Source organism: Nocardioides carbamazepini, from assembly GCF_024614185.1.
GTDB lineage: Bacteria > Actinomycetota > Actinomycetes > Propionibacteriales > Nocardioidaceae > Nocardioides > Nocardioides carbamazepini.
The window spans coordinates 1,244,960-1,265,711 of sequence record NZ_JAHTLF010000016.1 but is presented as its reverse complement, the minus strand read 5'-3'; the positions used below and the strand labels follow the sequence as shown (position 1 = coordinate 1,265,711).

The 20,752-nt window shown below is 70.8% G+C and carries 16 protein-coding genes; 13 read left to right on the top strand and 3 right to left on the bottom strand.

Annotated elements, in window-relative coordinates; all coding sequences use genetic code 11:
- Positions 1-24 precede the first annotated feature (24 nt).
- Complete coding sequence (locus tag KVF89_RS18475) at positions 25-732, bottom strand: Ig-like domain-containing protein (protein ID WP_257427558.1); 708 nt, start codon at positions 730-732, stop codon at positions 25-27.
- A gap of 241 nt (positions 733-973) precedes the next feature.
- On the opposite strand from KVF89_RS18475, the gene KVF89_RS18470 reads away from it, so the two are divergent.
- The 12 genes from KVF89_RS18470 (at position 974) to KVF89_RS18415 (ending at position 15,533) form a co-directional block, all read left to right on the top strand.
- Positions 974-3,655, top strand: a complete 2,682-nt coding sequence (locus KVF89_RS18470; RefSeq protein WP_257427557.1) for a winged helix-turn-helix domain-containing protein — start codon at positions 974-976, stop codon at positions 3,653-3,655.
- A gap of 159 nt (positions 3,656-3,814) precedes the next feature.
- Positions 3,815-4,960 carry a sugar ABC transporter substrate-binding protein gene (locus KVF89_RS18465; RefSeq protein WP_257427556.1) on the top strand — a complete coding sequence of 382 codons (1,146 nt, stop codon included), beginning with the start codon at positions 3,815-3,817 and terminating at the stop codon, positions 4,958-4,960.
- A gap of 1 nt (position 4,961) precedes the next feature.
- Positions 4,962-6,512: a sugar ABC transporter ATP-binding protein gene (locus tag KVF89_RS18460; RefSeq protein WP_257427555.1), complete on the top strand. Its 1,551-nt coding sequence runs from the start codon at positions 4,962-4,964 to the stop codon at positions 6,510-6,512.
- Positions 6,509-7,552 carry an ABC transporter permease gene (locus KVF89_RS18455; RefSeq protein ID WP_257427554.1) on the top strand — a complete coding sequence of 348 codons (1,044 nt, stop codon included), beginning with the start codon at positions 6,509-6,511 and terminating at the stop codon, positions 7,550-7,552. Before KVF89_RS18460 ends, KVF89_RS18455 begins: the two co-directional genes overlap by 4 nt.
- The gene (locus KVF89_RS18450) at positions 7,549-8,814 is read left to right on the top strand and encodes an NAD(P)/FAD-dependent oxidoreductase (RefSeq protein ID WP_257427553.1); all 1,266 of its coding nucleotides are present in this window, start codon (positions 7,549-7,551) and stop codon (positions 8,812-8,814) included. Before KVF89_RS18455 ends, KVF89_RS18450 begins: the two co-directional genes overlap by 4 nt.
- On the top strand, positions 8,811-9,044 hold the full coding sequence (locus KVF89_RS18445; protein WP_257427552.1) for a ferredoxin: 234 nt from the start codon (positions 8,811-8,813) through the stop codon (positions 9,042-9,044). The genes KVF89_RS18450 and KVF89_RS18445 overlap by 4 nt, the downstream gene beginning before the upstream one ends.
- A gap of 38 nt (positions 9,045-9,082) precedes the next feature.
- Positions 9,083-10,225 carry a Rieske 2Fe-2S domain-containing protein gene (locus tag KVF89_RS18440; RefSeq protein WP_257427551.1) on the top strand — a complete coding sequence of 381 codons (1,143 nt, stop codon included), beginning with the start codon at positions 9,083-9,085 and terminating at the stop codon, positions 10,223-10,225.
- Complete coding sequence (locus tag KVF89_RS18435; protein WP_257427550.1) at positions 10,222-10,548, top strand: NIPSNAP family protein; 327 nt, start codon at positions 10,222-10,224, stop codon at positions 10,546-10,548. The genes KVF89_RS18440 and KVF89_RS18435 overlap by 4 nt, the downstream gene beginning before the upstream one ends.
- Positions 10,545-12,095, top strand: a complete 1,551-nt coding sequence (locus KVF89_RS18430; RefSeq protein WP_257427549.1) for a tetratricopeptide repeat protein — start codon at positions 10,545-10,547, stop codon at positions 12,093-12,095. Before KVF89_RS18435 ends, KVF89_RS18430 begins: the two co-directional genes overlap by 4 nt.
- Positions 12,096-13,211, top strand: a complete 1,116-nt coding sequence (locus KVF89_RS18425) for an S-(hydroxymethyl)mycothiol dehydrogenase (protein WP_257427548.1) — start codon at positions 12,096-12,098, stop codon at positions 13,209-13,211.
- Between the two features lie 86 nt (positions 13,212-13,297).
- Entirely contained in the window at positions 13,298-13,990 is a 693-nt protein-coding gene (locus KVF89_RS18420) for an MBL fold metallo-hydrolase (RefSeq protein WP_257427547.1), read from the top strand.
- A gap of 52 nt (positions 13,991-14,042) precedes the next feature.
- Positions 14,043-15,533 (top strand): hypothetical protein, encoded by a 1,491-nt coding sequence (locus tag KVF89_RS18415; protein WP_257427546.1) that lies wholly within the window; start codon positions 14,043-14,045, stop codon positions 15,531-15,533.
- Positions 15,534-16,813: 1,280 nt separating this feature from the next.
- Here KVF89_RS18415 and KVF89_RS18410 read toward each other — a convergent pair.
- Positions 16,814-18,451 carry a cytidine/deoxycytidylate deaminase family protein gene (locus KVF89_RS18410; RefSeq protein WP_257427545.1) on the bottom strand — a complete coding sequence of 546 codons (1,638 nt, stop codon included), beginning with the start codon at positions 18,449-18,451 and terminating at the stop codon, positions 16,814-16,816.
- Between the two features lie 1,134 nt (positions 18,452-19,585).
- On the opposite strand from KVF89_RS18410, the gene KVF89_RS18405 reads away from it, so the two are divergent.
- Positions 19,586-19,945, top strand: a complete 360-nt coding sequence (locus KVF89_RS18405; RefSeq protein WP_257427544.1) for a superinfection immunity protein — start codon at positions 19,586-19,588, stop codon at positions 19,943-19,945.
- Between the two features lie 142 nt (positions 19,946-20,087).
- Here the strand turns inward: KVF89_RS18405 and KVF89_RS18400 are convergent, their stop codons facing one another.
- A complete protein-coding gene (locus tag KVF89_RS18400; RefSeq protein ID WP_257427543.1) occupies positions 20,088-20,636 on the bottom strand; it encodes a GNAT family N-acetyltransferase in 549 nt (182 codons plus the stop codon).
- Between the last annotated feature and the right edge of the window lie 116 nt (positions 20,637-20,752).

Sequence of the window (20,752 nt, the reverse complement as noted above, 5' to 3'; positions counted from 1 at the left end):
GAACCTCCGAGGCCGAGGATCAGCTCAACGACGCAGCACCGGCAGCTTGGCCCACTGATCGGTGTTGAAGAAGCCTTGCTTCTCCGTCGCGTACGCGCCCCCGAGCAGCAGCGACAGCACCGCGCCCAACGCGCCCGAGCCCTTGCAGCTGGCCAGGCCGGTTTGGTCCGAGACCGCCGTGCACACGCGGAAGGCGGGCCCGCCGGGCTCGGGGAAGGCCGGGAACGGGTTGCCGAGACTGAAGTCCACGGTGACCCCGACCATCGGGCGACCGGCGCGGTCGCGCAGCCGCGCCGCCGTGGTGAGCTTCAGCCGAGGAGGAGCGAGCCTCGCGATCGTCGGCTCCGGCTCCCACACGATCCGCGACATGACGTCGCCCCGCTCGGAGTCCAGGCTGTAGGCGAACCCGCTCTCGCTGGTGAACTCCGCGGAGATCCGCTCCGTCGCGGTGGCGGCGGGCGTCTGCGCGAGCGCGGTGCCGTCGGCGCCGAGCGGGATGACGACGTCCAGGGCGTTGCCGGTGAAGTGGACGGAGCCGGTCGGCACGCCACTGGCCGACGTGACGGTCGCCTCGAGGGTGAGCAGGTCCCCGGGCTTGTTGCCGCCCGTGACCGTGAGGGTCGTCGTGGTTCCCGTGAGGGCCACGGCCTGGACCTGGACGACCGACACGGCGACCAGGAAGAGGGGGATCGCGAGCAGCGCGACGACCCGGGAGAGCAGGTGGTGCGACATGGGTGCAGCCTTTCGAAGCGGCCCTCCCCGCTCGAAAGAAGATAGCCGGACACGGGTACTCGCGTCAGGAGACCGGCGATCTGTCGATGTGCGATCGCAGGATCACGTGGCCTGGCTCGTTGACTCCATGGCGTGCTCCCGATCGTACGGCGCGGCTGCGTCGACGCTGTCGGGGCCGCCTGGCCGCGGGCCGGGTTCGGCTACCCTGTCGACCTCTCGCAGGCAGGTCGAGGTGGAGCGCATGCTGGGTGCGGACGACGGTTCCGACGAGCGCGGGGCCGTTCGTGCCGGCCGCACGCTCGCGCTCCCGCGGTCCCTGCTGCGCGCCAAGACCTCGGTCCCCGACCTGCACCACGCCGCCGTCGAGCGGCCTCGGCTGTGGACCTTGCTGGATGCCGCGACCACCCGCCCGGTGACCGCGATGACGGCGCCGACCGGCTCGGGCAAGACCCAGCTCCTCGCCTCCTGGGCGCGGCAGTCGCCCCGGCCGGTCGCCTGGCTCAACCTCGACGCGCACGACGGCGACCCGCACCGGTTCTGGACGGCGTTCCTGCTCGCGCTGCAACCGGTGGCCGGGCTCGGGGAGGACTCGGTGCTGGCCACGATGGAGCCGGCGCCCGGCAGCAGCCACTCGCTCTCCGTGCTGCCGGCCCTCGTCGTCGACGCGCTGTCGGACCTGGACCACGACGTGGTCGTGGTGCTCGACGACGTCCACGAGATCGACGACAGTCCCACGGTGGAGGCGCTGTCGTACCTGCTGCTGCACCTGCCACCGGCGGTGCGCGTGGTCCTCACCGGTGTCTTCCTCCCGGCCCTCCCCCGCGCGCGGCTGCGCCTGGAGGGACGCCTGGCCACGATCCCCGGCGAGGAGCTCGCCTTCACCACGGTCGAGGCGCGCTCCATGTTCCAGGGCACCGGGCTGCACCCCACCGACGAGGTCGTCGCCCAGCTCGTCGACCGCACCGAGGGTTGGTCCGCGGGGCTCCGACTGGCCGCGCTCGCCGGCGCCGACGCGCTGTCCGCCCGTGACTCGCCGTACCTGCTGACGTCGGGCAGCGCCGAGGCCGACGAGTACCTGCTCGAGGAGGTGCTCGCCAACCTGCCCGAGCAGGCCCGTGCCTTCGTCCTGACCACCTGCGTCTGCGACCGGGTGAGCGGGTCGCTCGCCGACGCCCTCACCGGTGACGAGGACGGCGCGGCCACCCTGCGCTGGCTGGCCGAGCACAACATCTTCACCGTCCGCCAGTCGTCGGACGAGGAGTGGTACCGCTACCACGCGATGTTCGTCGCCATGCTGCGCCGCCAGCTCCAGCAGTCCGACCAGGGCCGGTGGCGAGCCCTGCACGACCGCGCGGCGGCGTGGTTCTCCGAGCACCGGCTCTGGCTGGAGGCCTTCGAGCACGCCCGGCAGGGCACGTCGGCCGACCTCGCCCGCGAGATGGTCCGCTCCGCCTGGTTCGCTCTGTACGTCGGCGGGCAGCTCGTCACCCTGCGCGACATGGTCGACCGGGTGCTCACCGACCCGCTCGGCGCCGCGGACGACGAACTGCGGCTGGTCCGCACCGTGGTGGGGCTCGCACTCGGCGAGCCCGGCAGCCACCTGGTCTCCGCGCCCCCGGCGATGCCGAGCCTGGCCGGCCAGGTGCTGGCGTTGGAGCGGGGCCGGGCCTGCGGCGACCTGGCCACCGTGCAGGTCGCCGCCGCCGAGATGCTGCGCGACGGCCCCGGCGTGGCGACCTCGCCGGAGTCCTTCGGCGACCTCGCCGCGCTCGCGCTCTACGAGCTCGGCGCGACCGAGTACTGGCGCGGCGACGGGTTCACCGCCGAGGAGCATCTCCGCCAGGCGCACGAGGCGGCCCGCTCGGGACGACGCGCGTACGTCGAGCTCGGCTGCCTCAGCCAGCTGGTCGGCGTCCTCACCGCCCAGGACCGCCTCGACGACGCGCTCGCGGTGGCCGACGAGGCGCGTGACCTGGCCGGGCGCCGCGGCTGGGAGCAGTCCGCCGCGGCCGCCGAGCTGTGGCACGCACTCGGCTGGATCCACTACCTGCGCGACGAGCTCGACGCCGCCGACCAGTTCCTCGACCTCGGCGACGACGCCGTGCGCCTCGACGACACCCCCGTGCGGGCCGCGATCGGGCTCGTCCGCGGCCTGGTGCTGACGCAGCGCGGCCGCAAGCGCCACGCGCTGGCCCAGATGCTCCAGGTGGAGCGCGAGATCGCGGGGCTGCGGGCACGCTGGGTGTTCAGCGACTACGTCGAGGCCGAGCTGGTCCGGCTCAACCTCGCCCTGGGCCAGCTCGGCCCGGCCCGCCGCGCGCTGTCCCGGACCGACCCGGAGACCGAGGGCGTGCACCTGCGGATCAGCCGGGCCGAGCTGCTGCTCTCCGACAGCCGGCCCGACGCCGCCCTCGACGTGCTGCGGGCAGCGGTCGCCGACGGCCGCGGCTTCCTCGACCAGCGGATCCAGGCCCAGGCGCTGCTCGCGGTCGTCGAGACGCAGCAGAACGGCGTCCGCGCGGGGCTTCCCGTGTTCGGCGAGGCGGTCGCGATGGCGGCCGGCGAGCGGATGATCCAGCCGCTGCTGCAGTTCGGCGCTCGGATCGACCGGATGCTGGAGCTGCTGGAGCGACGCGAGCGGACCCACGTCGAGTTCGTCCGGCTGGTCCGCTCCCGGATCGCCGCACACGTCTCGACGGCCCAGCAGGCCCGGCCGGACGGCGGGCTCGAGGAGCCGCTGACGGCGCGCGAGCACGAGATCCTGATCCGGCTCGACTCGATGGCCACGCTGCCCGAGGTCGCCGCCGAGCTCTTCGTCTCGGTCAACACCGTCAAGGCCCACCTGCGCAGCCTCTACCGCAAGCTCGGCGTGCACGGGCGGCGCGAGGCGATCGCCAAGGCCGAGGCGCTCGGACTCCTGTAGCCGACCGGCCGCGCACACCGCCTCACCCCGTCGGGGTGATCCCCCGCGGGCCGCGCCTCGCCCCGTCACCCCCAAGGACGCGCACTCGGGGTGATGTGGGTCACCCCCGTGCGCGACGACGCTTTCTCCACGGTCTCGGCCCCAGAGAGGAAGCGTCACATGTCCCAGTCCCGCTCCGTCCGTCCCGCGCTCGCCGCGCTGGCACTCACGCTCGTCGCGGCCGGCCTGACCGCCTGCGCCGAGCAAGGAGGCGCCACCGGCTCGGCCGACGACGCCGACCTCACCGCCGCCCTGGCCCGCGTCGACAAGTACGCCGACCCGCCGGCCTTCGAGGCCCCCGGCGAGCCGTTCGACGCACGCTCGGTGATGGCCGGCAAGACGATCGCCGGCATCCCGGTCAACTCCGCCATCGACTTCACGCAGTTCTACGCCGACGCCGCCGAGCGGATCGCCGGCGAGGTGGGCTTCAGCTACACGACCTGGCCCAACCAGGGCAGCCCGACCGAGTGGGACCAGGGCATGCAGAAGGCGCTCTCCGAGAAGGCCGACCTGATCGAGCTGTTCGCCGGCATCGACCCCGCGCAGCTCGCCCCCGCGATGTCGCGGGCCGGGGACGCCGGCGTACCGGTCCTCGCCACGGACGGCTACGACCTGACCCAGCGCGCCGACGAGGCGCTGGCCGGCACGGTGAGCTGTCCCTGCTCCGAGGCGGCGCGGGTGATGATCGACTGGGCGACGCTCAAGACCGAGGGCGCCGGCACGCTGTTGGTGCTGACATCGAGCGACGTGAAGGCCAGCGCGGCCTCGGAGTCGGCGATGAAGGACGAGCTGAGGGCCGTGTGCCCCGGCTGCGAGGCGACCTTCATCGACATCCCGTCCGCGGACTGGGCCACCAAGATCCTCCCGCAGGTGCAGTCGGCCCTCGTGGCCGACCCGGACATCGACTACGTCCTGCCGGTGTTCGACACGATGTCGATCTGGGCGGTGCAGGCGATCACCCAGTCGGGACGTCAGGACAAGGTCCGCATCGCCACCTACAACGGCACGCCGTCGATCCTCGACCTGATGCGCGACTCCGACATCATCGAGATGAACGTCGGGCAGAGCAACGACTGGATGGCCCACGTCACCCTCGACCAGGCCATGCGCACCATCGGCGGCCTGCCGACGAACCCCGAGGCGAGCTGGCCGCTCTACGTCTGGACCCACGAGAACCTCGACCAGGCGGGCGACCCCGCGACCGACTCGCGCGGCTACGGCGAGGCGTACCAGGACGGGTTCCGCACCCTGTGGGGACTGAGCTGACATGGCCGCCGAGGTGGCCGTCGCCGTCGCCGGCCTCACGAAGCGGTTCGGCACCACGCAGGCGCTCAGCGACGTCGGCCTCACCCTCCGCGCCGGTGAGGTGCACGGGCTGCTCGGGCACAACGGCTCGGGCAAGTCGACACTGATCAAGGTGCTCGCCGGCTACGAGCGGCCGGACGCCGGCACCGTGCGGGTGCGCGGCGAGGAGGTCCCGACACCGGTCCCGGCGAGCGTCCTGCGCGACCAGGCCATCCGGTTCGTCCACCAGACGCTCGGTCTGGTGGAGCGGCTCAGCGTCGCCGAGAACCTGTGGCTGGACGACGTGGCCCGCGGCAGCCGCCGGAACGTCTCCTTCGGGGCACAGTGCCGCGACGCCCGGGCGACGCTGGCCGACTTCGGACTCAGCGTCGACGTACGCCTGCCGGTGGCGGGTCTGAGCGCGGTCGAGAAGGCCAACCTCGCGATCGTGCGGGCGGTCTGCCGCCGTCCCGACGACGACCACGAGGTCCCGACGCTGCTGGTGCTCGACGAGCCCACCGCCTTCCTCCCCGAGGAGGACAAGCGAGCGCTGTACGGGCTGGTCGAGAAGGTGGCGGCGCGCGGGAGCGCGGTCCTCTTCGTCTCGCACTTCCTCGAGGAGGTGCTCACCCTCTGCGACCGGGTCACCGTGCTGCGCGACGGACAGGTCACCGTGGCCGAGCAGCCCACCGAGGGGATGACCCACGAGGTGCTCGTCGAGGCGATCGTCGGTACGGCGCCGGGCGGCGCTCCGCCGCGACCCGACGCCTGCGCCGCCGAGGTCGCAGCCGATGTCGAAGGGCTGTCCACCGACGTGCTGGACGATGTGTCGCTCAGCATCCGGGCCGGCGAGATCGTCGGGGTCACCGGGCTCATCGGCTCGGGGTGCGACGACGTGCTCGGCGCCCTCTTCGGCGTCGCCCCGGCCACCGGCCTGGTGCGGGTCGGCGGTGTCCCCGTCGACCTGCGGCGGCACGCACCACTCCGGGCCATGCGGGCCGGGATCGCCCTGGTGCCGGCCGACCGCAACCGGCACGGCGTCTTCCGCGCGCTCTCGATCACCGACAACCTCGCGGTGACCACGCTGCGCCGCCACCGCGGGCCGGCCGGGCTCTCGCGCCGCGGGCTGCGCGGTGCCGCGGACACGGCGGTCCGGCGCTACGCCGTGCGTCCGGCCGAGCCCGGGCGACCCGTCCAGCAGCTCAGCGGCGGCAACGCGCAGAAGGTGCTGATGGCCAAGTGGCTCGGCGTCGCGCCGCGGCTGCTCCTGCTCGAGGAGCCCACCCAGGGCGTCGACGTCGGTGCCCGCCGGCAGATCGAGGACCTCGTGCGCGCCGCGGCCCGCGACGGTGCCGCCGTCCTGCTGAGCAGCGGCGACCCCGACCAGCTCGCGGCGCTCTGCCACCGCGTCCTGGTGTTCTCCGGCGGTCGCGTCACGCGCTCGCTGGACGACGCCGAGGTCACCAAGAAGAACATCACCCGGGCCTGTCTCCTCGCGACGAGCACCGGCTCCGACGAGAAGGAGGCCTCATGACCACCGACACCCCCGCGCCGGCGGAGCTCACCGCCGCGGCGAGCGCACCCCGGCGTACCGCCGACGCGGCCGGCACCGCCCACGTCCGCTGGGGTACGACGGCCGAGCGGCTCGCTCTCCCCGTCGGTCTGCTCCTGCTCGTCGCGGTGTTCTCGATCCTGCGCCCGCAGTCCTTCGCCACCACCGACAACGCCGCGGCGATCCTCGGCTCGCAGGCGGTGCTCGTCGTCCTCTCGCTCGCACTGATCATCCCCCTGCGCTGCGGCGACTTCGACCTGTCCGTCGGCGGCACCCTGACCCTGTCGACGATGCTCGTCGCAGTGCTCAACGGCATGCATGGCTGGCCGCTGTGGGCGGCGATCGCCGCGGCCCTGCTGGCGGGAGCGCTGGTGGGTGCGATCAACGGCTTCTTCGTGATCGTGTTCGGGATCAACTCGTTCATCGTCACGCTCGGCCTCGGCACCTTCCTGCTCGGCGTCGTCAGCTGGCTCAGCGACAACCGCATCGTCGCGGGCATCGACCCGAAGCTGCTGGACCTCGTGGTGCTCACCCGCCCGCTCGGCGTACCGATCGAGTTCTACTACGCCCTCGGGCTGTGCCTGTTCCTGTGGTTCGTCTTCGAGCGCACCCTGCTCGGACGCCGCTGGCTCTACGTCGGCGCGCAGCGCGAGGTGGCCAGGCTCTCCGGCATCCGGGTCTCCGCGACCCGGTGGGGCGCGCTGGTCTGGTCGGGCACGATCGCCGCGGCCGCCGGCGTCCTCTACGCCGGCACCACCGGATCGGCCGACCCGCGCGGCGGCGTCGCCTTCCTGCTGCCCGCGTTCGCGGCGGCCTTCCTCGGCGGCACCTGCGTGCAGCCCGGCCAGTTCAACCCGCTCGGCACGGTGATCGCGGCGTACTTCCTGATCGTCGGCATCACCGGCCTGCAGATGATGGGAGCCGACCCGTTCGTGCAGGACCTCTTCTACGGCGGCGCGCTCGTCATCGCGGTCTCGCTCTCGCAGCTGCTGCGGGGCCGGCGACCCCAGGAGCTGGGATGAGCGGCGGCGAGCTGCGGCACCACACCGTCGGCGACCCTGGGCTGGTGGTCGTCGGCGGCGGGGTCGCCGGGCTGCGGGTCGTGCAGACCGTGCGTCAGGAGGGCTACACCGGCCCGGTCACCCTGCTCGGCGCGGAGGCCTGGCTCCCCTACGACCGGCCGCCGCTGTCGAAGCAGGTGCTCACCGGTGACCTGGCGCTGGACGCGACCGGCTACCACCCGGCGTCGTACTTCGCCGACGAGATCGGCGTGGACACCGTCCTCGGCGTCACCGCCACCGGCGTCGACCTCGCCCGACGGCGGCTGCTGCTGACCGGCGGCGACGACCTGTCCTACCGGGCACTCGTGGTCGCGACCGGCTCGCGACCGCGCCGCCTCCCCTTCGTCTCGCCCGCCGACGGCGTGCACGTGCTGCGCACCCGGGAGGACGCCGCGCGGCTGCGACACGACCTCGCCCGCGCCAGTCGACTCGCCATCGTCGGCGCCGGCTTCGTCGGCGCCGAGGTGGCCTCGTCCGCGGCGTCCCTCGGGGTCGAGGTCACAGTCGTGGAGACCGCTCCGACCCCGCTGGTCCGGGCGGTCGGCGCCGTCGTCGGCGCCGAGCTCGCCCGCCTGCACACCGACGCGGGTGTGCGCCTGGTCTGTGGCAAGGCGGTCACCGGATTCGTCGGCCGCGACCGGGTCGAGGGGCTCACCCTCGATGACGGCACGGTGCTCGAGGTCGACCTCGTGCTGGTCGGCGTGGGCGTGGTGCCCGACGTCGAGTGGCTGCAGGACAGCGGCCTCGCACTCGACGACGGGCTCGCCTGCGACCACCACCTCGCGGCCGGCGCGGACGCCGTCTACGGTGCCGGCGACGCGGCGTCGTGGCCGAGCGCGCGGCTGGGCCGCCGGGTCCGCTCGCAGCAGTGGACCACCGCGAGCGACCAGGGCCGGCACGTCGGCCGCGTGCTGGTGCGCGGACGCGAGGAGGCCGGCCCCTTCGACCACGACCTCTACTTCTGGTCGGACGAGTACGGCAGCCGGATCCAGGGCTTCGGTGCCACCGCGGGCGAGGCCGTCGTTCTGGCCCGCGACCCGGCGAAGGGCTCGTTCCTGGCGGGCTTCCGCGCGGGCGACGTCCTCACCGGCGCGGTCGGCGTCAACGCGCCACGCGAGTTCGCGGCCGTGCGCAAGCGGGCCCGCGCCGACGACTCGTGGCAGGCCGCCACGCACCACCTCCCTCCCCTCGACGTCCCCCTCCCGGCAGGAGCAGACCGATGACCGAGTCACCCACCGTCCAGATCACCATCGACATCACCGAGTGCTGCGCCTCCGGCATGTGCGCGGCGATCGCCCCGCAGGCCTTCGAGGTCGACACCGCGGGCTACGCCGTCGTCCGCCCGGACGCCGGCCGTGCCGACCTCGACGACGTCGTCCGCGCCGCCCGCAACTGCCCGACCCTCTGCATCGCGGTGGCCCGCTCGGGCGCCGAGATCGACCTGTTCGCCTGACTGATTCGCCTGACCGAGCCAACCCGAAGGAGATCACCGTGTCCGTTTCCACCACCCGCCCCGAGGCCGGCCAGGCCGGCTACGACCTCAACACCAACGCGGAGACCTGGCGCCTGTTCTGGCACCCGGTCGCCACGCTGCACGAGCTGCGCGAGGCCAAGCCCGGTGGCCGCGGGCCGCTGCGCACGACCCTGCTGGGCGAGCAGATCGGCATCGCCGAGATCGGCGGCCAGGTGATCGCCTTCGAGGACCGTTGCCCGCACCGCGGCGTGGCGCTCACCCTCGGCTGGGCCGAGGACGACGGCCTGCGGTGCCGCTACCACGGCTGGTGCTTCGACGCGGCGGGGACGTGCACCGAGATCCCCTCGATGCCCGCCGACCAGACCAAGCCGGCCCGCGCGGCGCTCACGAAGTACGACTGCGAGGTCCGCTACGACCTGGTCTGGGTGCGGCTGGACGGCTCTGCCGACACCGTGCTGCCCGAGTTCGAGGGCTGGTCCGACGAGGCCATGCACTGCATCCTGGGCGAGCCCTACACCTGGCCGTGCTCGTCGGGGCGACGCATGGAGAACTTCATGGACGTCACCCACTTCCCGTTCACCCACCAGGGCACGCTGGGCGCGCCGCCCAACACGGTCTTCCCGGTGTTCCCGATGGACCTGCACGACCGCCGGCTGCGCTGGAAGACCGAGACCTTCCTGGCCCACAACCCCGGCACCGACACCTACGGCCCGCCCGCCGACGAGAACTCCCGGATGCTGCCGCCGGCGGAGTACGTCATCGAGATGCCGTTCACGATCACCTTGAAGTTCCAGTGGTCCGACACCTTCTCGACCCAGATCTTCATGCACGCGACACCGATCGACGAGGTCACCAGCCGCAGCTACTGGTTCACCTGCCACACCGTCGACGACTCGGCCGACGAGGTGCACCTCCAGCTCCAGGACATGGTGCTGGGCGAGGACCTCCCCGTCGTCTCCAGCCACCAGCCGGCCCGGATCGGCGACGCCGCCGAGGAGCTGTCGATCATGCCCGACAAGGCGATGATCCTGTGGCGGCGCTGGATCCGCGAGCTCGACGCGGCCGCGGCCAAGGGCGTCGACGAGGTGTGGAAGGTCCTCGAGAAGGTCGAGCTCGAGTCCACCCGGGAGCAGGTCGCGGCCGGCACGGGCCCGCGATGATCCTCGAGGAGCAGAGCTACCGGATCCAGGTCGGCAAGGTCCCGGCCCTCCTGGCGGCGTACGACGAGCGGGGGCTGGCAGTGCTGCGCCGCCACCTCGGCACGCTCGTCGGGTGCTGGACCAGCGAGGCCGGCGGCGACATGGACACGATGGTCCAGGTGTGGGGATTCGCCGACCACGACGACCGGGCCCGGCGTCGCCGGGCGCTGGACGCCGACGAGGCGTGGACGACCTTCGCCGCGGAGTTCGGCCACCTCATCGTGCAGCGTCGGATGCGGCTGCTCATCCCGGCGTTGTTCTCCCCGCCCTTCGGGGCGCCATGAGCACCCTGCGCGAGATCGCCCCGGCGCTCGCCCGAGACTCCCGCGCCGCCCCCGGCCCCGAGGCAGCGGTGCTGACGCCGAGCCGGCTCTCGCCGCTGGACCGGGGCTCCGCGCTGCCCCCGCACCACCCGCTGCGCGACCAGCCGTTCTCGTCGTACCCGTACAGCCACTGGTCCGGCGGCGTGCTCCCCGAGCCGCCCGGGCGCCCGCCCCACCGGGTCGATCTCCGCTCGGCGGACCTCCGCGTCAGCGTGGATCTCGGCCACGGTGGCCGGATCGTCGAGCTGGAGGGCCCGGGAGGAGTGTCCTGGCGGGCCGTGCCGCAGTGCGTCTCGAGTCGCGACGACGTCCGTGGCATCGGACTGCGAGGTGGGATCGAGCTCAACACCAGCCCGTTCCCCCGCTCGCCGTGGGCGCTCGAGCCGGTGCCCGCCGCCCTCGGCCTGACCAGCCGGCTTGGCGGCGACCGACTCCGGTGGTGGCAGCTGGAACGTGCCTCGCACCACCTGACGCAGGTCGACCTCCACCTGGTCGGGGCACCGGCACGTCTGGTCGTGGTCGTACGGCAGACGCCCCTGGCCCCCGACCTTGCCGTGCCGGCACCGCGGCTGCTCGTCGACGGTGTGGCCGGCGGCCTGCTGCCCGGCATCCGGGACCGGGTGACCCGCCCGGCGGGGACCGACGGCATGGTGAGCTGGTTCGTGCTCGCGCCGGGGGCGGACGACGATCGGCTGGACAGCGCCGAGGAGCGCTGTGTGGTCGCCGCCCTCGACGACCCGGTGCCGAGCTGGCGAGGCGGCCTGATCGCCCAGGGCAGCGCGTGGGTGGCGCTGGAGCTCGCCCGCCTCGATGCCGAGGGCGCCGAGGCGCCCTTCTCGACGGCCGTCACCCCGGTGCCCGCGTTGGAGCATCAGGAGGTCGCCACACGGCAGCGCGACGAAGTGGGCTCCCAGTGGCTGCACCTGCTGCGCGACGAAGGCCTCGGCGCCGCCGACCGGGTGCACCCCGGTGACGTGGGCGAGCCCGCCGGCTTCCCCTGGCAGTCACAGCTCCGGCGCGCCCGTCGCCAGGAGGCGCTCGGCGACTGGCGCGTCCACCTCCGCTCCGGCGAGATCGCCTTCCTCCAGGGCGACCTCGACGAGGCGGCGGCCCGGTGGTCGTGGTCGTACTCCCTGCGCCCCACCGCCTGGTCGGACCGCAACCTCGCCCTCGTCGCGCTCGCCCGCGGCGACCGCGACGCCGCAGCCGTTCGCTACCTGCGCGCGCACCGCACACAGCCGAGCGAGGTCGAGCTCGGTGTGGAGGCGATCGGGGCGCTCATCGCCGCCCGCCGCACGATCGATGCCCACCAGGTGCTGGAGCGCATGGCGCAGGCCGGCCAGGACGGCACGGCGCGGTACTGGCTGCTCACGGCCGAGGTCGCACTGGACCGCGGTCGTGCCGCCGACGCGGCGGACGCCGTACGACGCTCGGGCGAGTGCGCGGACGCCACCGTCCACGGCCTCTGGGCCACCTCGATCCTCGAATCCACCGAACAGGAGAAGTAGATGAGTCAGCAGGTCAAGGCCGTGGTGGCGCGGGTCAAGGGTGCGCCGGTGGAGGTCGTGACGATCAATGTGCCGGACCCGGGGCCGGGTGAGGCGGTGGTGAAGGTCCTCTCGTGCGGGGTGTGCCACACCGATCTGCACTACCGCGAGGGTGGGATCAACGACGAGTTCCCGTTCTTGTTGGGCCACGAGGCCTCGGGCATCGTGGAGGCGGTCGGTGCGGATGTCACCTCGGTCGCGGTGGGTGACTTCGTGGTGTTGAACTGGCGGGCGGTGTGTGGTGAGTGCCGGGCCTGCCGGCGTGGTGATCTGCAGTACTGCTTCAACACCCACAACGCGAAGCAGAGGATGACCCTGGCCGAGGGGCCGGATGCGGGGACCGAGCTCTCGCCCGCGTTGGGGATCGGCGCGTTCGCGGAGAAGACCCTGGTCGCGGCCGGTCAGTGCACCAAGGTCGACGCCTCGGCCCGTCCGGCCGCGGTGGGTCTGTTGGGGTGTGGGGTGATGGCCGGCATCGGGGCCGCGATCAACACCGGTGGCATCACCCGGGGGAAGTCGATCGCGGTGATCGGCTGCGGTGGGGTGGGGGTGGCCGCGATCGCGGGTGCCGCGTTGGCAGGCGCCAGCCCGATCATCGCGGTCGACATCGACGCGAAGAAGCTCGCCAAGGCGCGTGAGATGGGCGCGACCCACACCGTCGACTCCAGCCAGTGCGATCCGGTAGCGGAGATCAAGCGGATCTGTGGCGAGGTCTACGAGGGTGCTGAGGGTGCCGATGTGGTGGTCGAGGCGGTGGGTCGTCCCGAGACGTGGAAGCAGGCGTTCTACGCCCGTGACCTGGCCGGCACCGTGGTCCTGGTCGGTGTCCCGACCCCGGACATGAAGGTCCCGGACCTGCCGTTGATCGACGTGTTCGGACGTGGTGGTGCGTTGAAGTCCAGCTGGTACGGCGACTGCCTGCCCAGCCGGGACTTCCCGATGCTGGTCGACCTCTACCAGCAGGGCCGTCTGGACCTGGACGCGTTCGTGACCGAGGAGATCGGCATCGACGACATCGAGGCCGCGTTCGCGAAGATGCACCACGGTGACGTGCTCCGCTCGGTCGTGATCCTGTGACCGCTGGCTCACCGGCTGGATCACCGGCTGGCTCACCGGCTGGATCGTCGGCTGGATCGTCGGCTGGGTCACCGGCTGGGTCGTCGGTGCGGGTCGATCACGCGGTCACGTCGGGCACGTTCTCGTTGGACGGGGAGACGTTCGAGGTCGACAACAACGTGTGGGTTGTCGGTGACGACACCGAGTGCGTGGTCATCGATGCGCCCCACTCGGTCGAGGACATCCTCGCGGTGGTCGCCGGGCGACGGGTGAAGGCGATCATCTGCACCCACGCCCACGACGACCACGTCCGCGTGGCGCCCGCGTTGCGGGAGGCCCTCAACGACGGGGCGGGGGCGCCGATCCTGCTGCACCCCCACGACAAGCCGCTGTGGGAGCTCACCCACGGGGGTGACCCGTCCGGACAGGGCGGTTACCTGTGGGACGTCGACCTGTCCGACGGGCAGGTCATCGAGGTCGCCGGCACCTCACTGCGGGTGATCCACACCCCGGGCCACGCCCCGGGAGCAGTGTGTCTGTACGCCCCCGACCTGGGGTGCGTGTTCACCGGCGACACCCTCTTCCACGGCGGTCCGGGAGCGACCGGGCGCTCCTACAGCGACCGCCCCACCCTCGAGGCATCGATCCGGGCCCGGCTGTTCGACCTGCCCGCCGACACCGTGGTCCACACCGGCCACGGTGACGACACCACCATCGCCACGGAGCGGGCCAACCTGGCTGCTGCCACGATCCGGCAGCGGATCGCCGCCCGGCTGCCCGGCGAGGAGATGGTTCCGTAGCGCGTGGCCCAAGCGCCCCCTTTGTGTCGGGGGTAGGTGCTGTGCTGTCCTCATGCACCAGGACCTCGACGATCTGTCAGCAGCGGAGCTGCTGTCTGCCGCCGAGTCCAACCTGACCGAGCGACGACGGGCCGAGGTCGACCAGCTGCTCCTGGTCCTCGAGTGGTGCGACCGCAACAGCGACGACCCCCAGACCAAGCCCGGCGCCATGCCGGTGACGAAGGGCGGCGACCGCCTGGTCCGGCTCGGCGGCGACGGCACTCCCGAGGTCGCCGAGCTGTGCCTGGCCGAGCTCGCGATCGCTCTCCGGTCCGGGCACATCAGCACCCAGCACCTCGCTGCCGGTGCCCTCGACCTGCGCCACCGGCTCCCGTTGCTGTGGCGGCAGGTGCTCGAGCTGGCGATGCCGGTCTGGCTGGCACGCAAGGTCGCGGTGATGGCCCGCGAGCTGGACCGCGACGCGGTGCGGTTGGTCGACGCCGCCGTCGCCGCCGCGGTCGACGAGTCCCCCGGCCGGATCCTGCGGATCGCCGAGGCCAAGGTGATCGAGGCCGACCTGGCCGCCCACCAGGCACGGGTCGACGCCGACGCCAAGAAGACCGGGTGCTGGCTCTCCCGGCCCCGGCCCGGCGACGTCCTCGATCCGTGCGCCGTCGGCGGCGGCGAGGCCGCCACCCGGCGGATCTCCGCGAAGCTGCCCGCCGGTGCGGCCGTCGAGCTGGACGCGGTCATCGACGACCTCGCCGACGCGCTCGAGACCCACCAGGAGCGCGCCGAGGACGAGGAGCCCGCCACCCGCGCGCAGCTCCGGGCCGAAGCCCTCGCCCTGCTGGCCGACCCGCACGCCGCGGCCGCGTTCCTCGACGGCCTGCGCGAGCCGTCCCCGGATCCGGCCGACGAGACCCCGCCCGCCGAGCCCAGGACTCCCTCCCGCAGCCGCAAGGCGGTCGTGCACGTCCACGTCTCGGCCCTCACGCTGACCGGCCTGCCCGGCGTGGCACGGGTCGAGGGCCTGGGCCCGTTCCTCCTCCAGCAGCTGACCGACCTGCTCGGCCGTCGCGACATCACCCTCCAGCCCGTCCTCGACCTGGCCGGCGTCACCAGCGTGAACGCCTACGAGCACCCCACCGCCGTCCGCGAGCGCGCCATCCAGCGCATGTGCGGCGACGTGTTCCCCCACTCCTCCAACGGAGCGGGGGTCGGCGGTCGCTTCGACCTGGACCATCCCACCCCCTACGTCCCACCCGCCCGCGGCGGCCCACCGAGACAGACCGGCGACCACAACGCCGCGCCCCTCACCCGACAACACCATCGATTCAAGACCCACGGCCACCTTCCCGACGGAGGCGGCGGCTACCAGGTGCGCCAGCTCGCCCTCACCGCCTACCGCTGGATCACGCCCCACGGCCTGGCTCGCGTCGTCACTCCCCGCGGCACCACCCGTGTCGAGCTACTGCGCGCCCGCGACGGCACCGTCATCGGCGAGTGCTACCCCCAGCCGCCCGGCATGTCGCTCAACGTCGACCTCTACGACACGATCTGACCTCATGCACGCCTTCGCGTTTTAGTGGACTTCGACGCCCCGCGGCGTACTCACAGCCTGCGTCAACGGTAGCCACGACCGGACACGATCACGCCGGCCGCTGCGTACCGTCACGAGGTCCGGAGGCCCGACGGGGTTGGCGGCGAGCGCGACCAGGCGCCTCGAAATCGCCGTGTGAGGCGGACCATGTCCACGACACCCAGGTCGGCGCCTCGCTGCCATTCCCACCGTCCTTCATGAACTCAACCCACGCCTCGTACGCGTCGCAGCTCGGGCAGCGGTTCGAATGATGCGAGGCGAACGGGCTCGACTCGCTGATCGGAATCCACGAGCCTCGTTGAGCTTCCACATCCGCCAGCCCCGTGAGGTCGGTCTGATGGACTCCAAGTGAGCACGACGATGATGCGCGCTGCCCAAGGCTACTTCCGGTTCGCCGCTATCGACGGCACCATCCCGAGAGATCCCGCCGTGTGCGCGCGGCCGCGGGAGGTGGACAGCGACGAGTCCAGGGACCCAAGGCTTGAACCGCCTGGAACTGATCAGGCTCCATGCAGGTCGCACGGACCATCACGATCCACCACGGCGCGCTTGCCGACCTACTTGGAATCAACCGCTGTGCGACTCGGCAGCAGGTGCAGTGCGGTTCGAGGACTACACCGACCTGCTGCGCGGCCATCGAGTGCTGCGTCCCATCGGAAAGGCCAGAGCGAGCCCGGCGCTATGCGCTGACCGTCCCGGTGCTGCGGATCTGAAGGCTTGCCGCGGCGAACGCTCCACCGGCCCTCTCGTGCCGCGCCCGGCTTCGTGCAAGCCGATTGACCCCCGCGCGATATGCACCAGCTGGCACAACGCATCGCGAAGGCCGCGCAGATCCCTCGGTACATCAGCCCTCATTCGCTGAGGCACGCCGCCAACAAGGATGTCCCTATGACAGTGCTCCAGCATGGACTTGCTCCCAACGGCCCGGGTAGTCAGACGGTCCGTCAGTCGACCGATCCCAGGAGCGGCAGTTGAACGGAGGTCTCTTTCTCTATCTCACGCCGACTCTTCGTGGGCGCGGCGACGAGAGCGGGCACCCCAACGCCTGGAACTGGCCAATGTGCCGCGATCTCCCTAAGGTCCCTACCCGCAGGCCCAAGCAAGCTTGCCGGGGTCTCGGCTAGCCGACGGGCAGACGCCGCCGCCTGAGACTTGAACCAATCGTTGTCGTTGCTGGCCATCGTCTTCCCCTTCAGAACCGGTTGCTGCTGACAGTAGCGCCCGCCGCCGACGCCGGAGTGCTAGCCAGAGAGTCCCTCGGTCTCCGCGCGAGCATCGACCTCGACGACGCCGTCGGACTCTGCGTCCATCGCCTCAAGACTGAGCGCGTCGACAATCGCCGCGATGGCAACGGAAACCTCGTCCTCACGCTCCACGACAGCTGTCTCAACCCATCCGCGTCCGACGGGTGACGCAGACGCAGGATCGTGAGCCTTGAGACCGGTCGGCCCCTTACGCCCTCGAGAAACGAAGACCTCATCATAGCGGCTTGGCCCGAATCCTAAGAACGGCCGAAACGGAACCCTTTCGACCGTGGCACTAGGGGCCATCTCCATAGGTGGAACTGTGTCAATCAGATCGCGGTACATGTCGCCAGCCAGACTCTTGGGGTAAGGCTCGATGTATTGCACCTCGACGATCCCCGCGCCGACAATGAACTTTGTGCACTCGTGACACGGAAACGTGGTTGTATACAGTTTTGCGCCGTTGATCGCCGTCCCCGTTCGAGCTGCATCCACGATTGCGGCTTGTTCTGCATGGAGGCAGCGCGTGAATTCGATGAGCGACTTTGCTCGCGTGCCATCCAGCACGGAAGCTCCGTCTGAATTCGCCGTCGCCGCCTCCAGAAGAACGGCATCTCCTCCGGCGTCATTGCGATCTTTTGTGAAAAACTCGGCCCGGGCCAGCCTGTCAAAGACCTCGCGGAGCACCCGTTCCGTGTATGCAGGATTTGGGTCAACGCCGGTTCGAAAGTCCCGGTAGTCTGGATGGTCTCCCTCCCGGAACTGCCCACCGCCGGGCTTCGGAACTTCGTTTGTTCCCAGGATGTGCGGAGCTCCCTCGGGGGGAACAATCACTGCGCCGACCTGCCTCCCCACTGCCGCGGATCGCAGAGCCGCCGCACGCGCGTGGCGCATGGCTTCCTCGTCTGTGCTTGGGCTCAGAAATGGCGCTCCGAATATCCCGTCAAGGAGCCGGCCAACCCCCTGCTTCCAGTCGACACCACGGCGGACTGGCAAAAAGTAGTCGGCGACGCCGAATACGTCGCGTACATGCTGACCATGCTTCTCGTCTTCTTCCTGGTCCCTGGTGATCAACTCTACAGCTCTAGCCTCAGGCACGCCTTCAAATCTACTTTCGGCGCGGGCTAGTTCTTCTGTGAGGTTCGCCTTCCGCTCTGAGATATCTTGTACGACCGCGACAATCCAGACCGCAGAACCGTAGACGCTTCTCAGCAACTCGGCCTCGCGCGGATTCTTCAGGCTGTCAACGATGTAGGCGACGGGATCTGCTGGCGGCGCCTCTTCGGACGATGGACGTCGCGCGGACCGAGCCGCAGCCATACGCATGACGCCGACACCTGCTAGCGCGCTCCAATCCCCAGCGTGGTCGCGCAGACGATTGCCGGCGTCCATCCGCATCCTGTAGTAGTCACGATCGGTGCGACGCGGCAACTCTGCGGTCGTGAGGTTCGAAACCTTACCAAGGAGGTCCGCGAGATGGATGTGGTCGGTGGTGTAGCCGTATCCGCCCAAGGCCTCCTCAAGGGCCAGTAGGACCTCGGGCCGGCTGGATCCGATGGGCGCGACCAACGCTATGAAGATGTCGTGCCGGTAGGGCTCGTCGTCAGCGAGCCGACGAAGACTGCGGGACGCCATCTCTGTCACATCGTTGCCCTATCCCAGTTGGAGGTGCGGAGCGATCAGCACCATAGTCGTTCTGTCGGTCGTTGATCGTTGATCGCTTCAACCGGCTTGCCAGATTCTCACCAGCATCGGCCTTTAGGGTTGCCCAGCACAACCATCCCAATGAGCGAGTCCAAGACTCTCTCCCACGCAGCCAACTAGATGCGAGACTGACGGGCATCGCCCCGAACACGCTCAGAGGACGGCGACGACCTCAGCATTCGTCAGCGCCAATCCTCAGGTCGTGCATGGCTCTCGCGACCGGGTCAGCTTGTCGAGAAGCTCACGAGCAAGGTCAATGGGTCAGTCCAGGGCAATGTCCAAAAGAGCCGGCGAGTGCGTCCTTGGCGAGCTGCTTGTGGTCACTCCGGCCAAGATGTCCGGGTGGACACGCAGATCCGTCCCCACCCCGTCATCTCGCCGACGCACGCGCGCCTCCGGCAGCTCTTGACCAAGAAGCAGCCGCTCCGCTGCCCTTCCCGCCAGCAGCAAGAACTCCAAGTCCCTGACCGAGTCGCTCATCACCCGGGCCGCCGGGCACTGTGACGATGTCCAACTGACCGCCAATCTGGTGGCCGAAACCTGGGTGAACGTCGCCCAGCACCTTCGGGAATAGGGCTGCGGCGTAGAAAACATCAATGAACGACGCAACGACCGCGTACCCAACCTCATGCACGAAGCCGTGAAGCCAGCGGCCATGGGCAACGCAGACGCTGTCCGGATCCGCGGGACGCACACCGTCCAACGATTCGAGGCGCATCGTGGGGTTTGCGTCCTTGCTCCTCCGCTCTACACAGTCTCAGGACGGCGGTTCAGCTAGAGTCCACTGTGATCAGTCCTTCCGACGCGTTGAGACCCAGATCCTGGCTGACGGCCAGCCGCCATTTGTGAATTCGGCGTCGAAGGAACGAGAGATTGGGCGAGGATCTGCCCGTGACCAACCAGAGTGAATTCCAGCCCGACGAGACAGCTCCTATCGCGGCGACATCTCCAGGGAAACCATCCCCCGCCCAGGTTGTCGCGCCGACCGGAGGCAGTTCTACGTCATCATTCGCGCCGGCGTCAGCACCTCCGCTTCCGGAGGTCGTGCAGCCAGCAGGACCTCCGGTGACGACACCCGCCGGCTGGTATCCGCTCGATGGCGAGCAGCGGTACTGGGATGGCCTCAGGTGGACTGAGCACCGAGCACCCGCCGCCCTCACCGCCTACCCGCCGGCGTTCCAAACGCCAGTGGTTATGACCGATGCACGGACCAACGGCGCCGAGGTGGCGATCGCCTGGATTCTCACTGTCCTGTCGCTCGGCTACATGCTCCCCTGGGCGATCGCCGCCACGCGCGGCAAGTCGAACAGCTGGGCGGTAGGACTGGTCAACTTCCTCCTGGGCTGGACGTTCATCGGATGGGTGGCCGCCCTCGTCATGGCCTGCACTGCCCACCAGGTCGCTGTCGTCCACCACCGCACCTGAAGCAGACACCCAAGGGACCGGTGCAGCCGAGGTCGGTCTTCCAGCTGGAGTCGCAGACGGCACGACGCGAAGCAGCTCAACGAGAGCCAGATGCCACACGACCCCCGCCGGAGGGCGGGGGTCGTGCGGCGTTCACCGGATCTCAGACCCCGAAGGCGGGCGCGTACCGGATCTGACCGTCAGGCACGGGCCGCGATGGGTCGAGCGCGAGCGCCATCAGGTTCTCGTCAGGCACCTCGAAGGTCGCCGAGATGCCGAACAGAGATGCTCGGTCGAAGCCGAACCGCGGGTAGTAGTCGGCATGTCCGAGCACCACGACGAGGTTCTCGCCGCTCGTCCGCGCTGCGTCGAGACCGGCGCGGATCGCCGCCGCCCCGGCTCCCTGGGACTGGTGCTCAGGTCGCACAGCGCAGGGGCCGAGCGCGAGGGCGGGGGCACCGCCCACGTGACACCGGGTCAGCAGCGAGTACCCGACGACCGTCCCGTCGTCGGCGGCGGAGACGAGAGACAGGCCGGGCAGCCATGCCTCCGGGTCGGTGCGCAGGGCGTCGACGAGGTCGGCTTCGAGACTCGTCGGGAAAGCGGCCAGCAGGACCTCGCGGATGCCCGCCTGGTCGGTGTCGGCCTGTTCCGGACGGGTCGTCCAGGTGGCAGCCGGGGTGGATCGGTTCGCATCAGGTGTTGGTGACAACGGATTGCTCCCTTTGAAGCAGGAGGCCTCGTCCCACAGCGAGATCGCCGGGTCAGCCGCGTCGGAGCAGCGTCAGCGGAGAGGTCGGAGTCGGATGGAGACCGGAGGATGTGGGT

Bases quoted from the DNA above. Each gene is read 5' to 3' on its own strand.
- KVF89_RS18475 (WP_257427558.1), bottom strand. From the start codon at position 732: ATGTCGCACCACCTGCTCTCCCGGGTCGTCGCGCTGCTCGCGATCCCC.
- KVF89_RS18470 (WP_257427557.1), top strand. From the start codon at position 974: ATGCTGGGTGCGGACGACGGTTCCGACGAGCGCGGGGCCGTTCGTGCC.
- KVF89_RS18465 (WP_257427556.1), top strand. From the start codon at position 3,815: ATGTCCCAGTCCCGCTCCGTCCGTCCCGCGCTCGCCGCGCTGGCACTC.
- KVF89_RS18460 (WP_257427555.1), top strand. From the start codon at position 4,962: ATGGCCGCCGAGGTGGCCGTCGCCGTCGCCGGCCTCACGAAGCGGTTC.
- KVF89_RS18455 (WP_257427554.1), top strand. From the start codon at position 6,509: ATGACCACCGACACCCCCGCGCCGGCGGAGCTCACCGCCGCGGCGAGC.
- KVF89_RS18450 (WP_257427553.1), top strand. From the start codon at position 7,549: ATGAGCGGCGGCGAGCTGCGGCACCACACCGTCGGCGACCCTGGGCTG.
- KVF89_RS18445 (WP_257427552.1), top strand. From the start codon at position 8,811: ATGACCGAGTCACCCACCGTCCAGATCACCATCGACATCACCGAGTGC.
- KVF89_RS18435 (WP_257427550.1), top strand. From the start codon at position 10,222: ATGATCCTCGAGGAGCAGAGCTACCGGATCCAGGTCGGCAAGGTCCCG.
- KVF89_RS18430 (WP_257427549.1), top strand. From the start codon at position 10,545: ATGAGCACCCTGCGCGAGATCGCCCCGGCGCTCGCCCGAGACTCCCGC.
- KVF89_RS18425 (WP_257427548.1), top strand. From the start codon at position 12,096: ATGAGTCAGCAGGTCAAGGCCGTGGTGGCGCGGGTCAAGGGTGCGCCG.
- KVF89_RS18415 (WP_257427546.1), top strand. From the start codon at position 14,043: ATGCACCAGGACCTCGACGATCTGTCAGCAGCGGAGCTGCTGTCTGCC.
- KVF89_RS18410 (WP_257427545.1), bottom strand. From the start codon at position 18,451: ATGGCGTCCCGCAGTCTTCGTCGGCTCGCTGACGACGAGCCCTACCGG.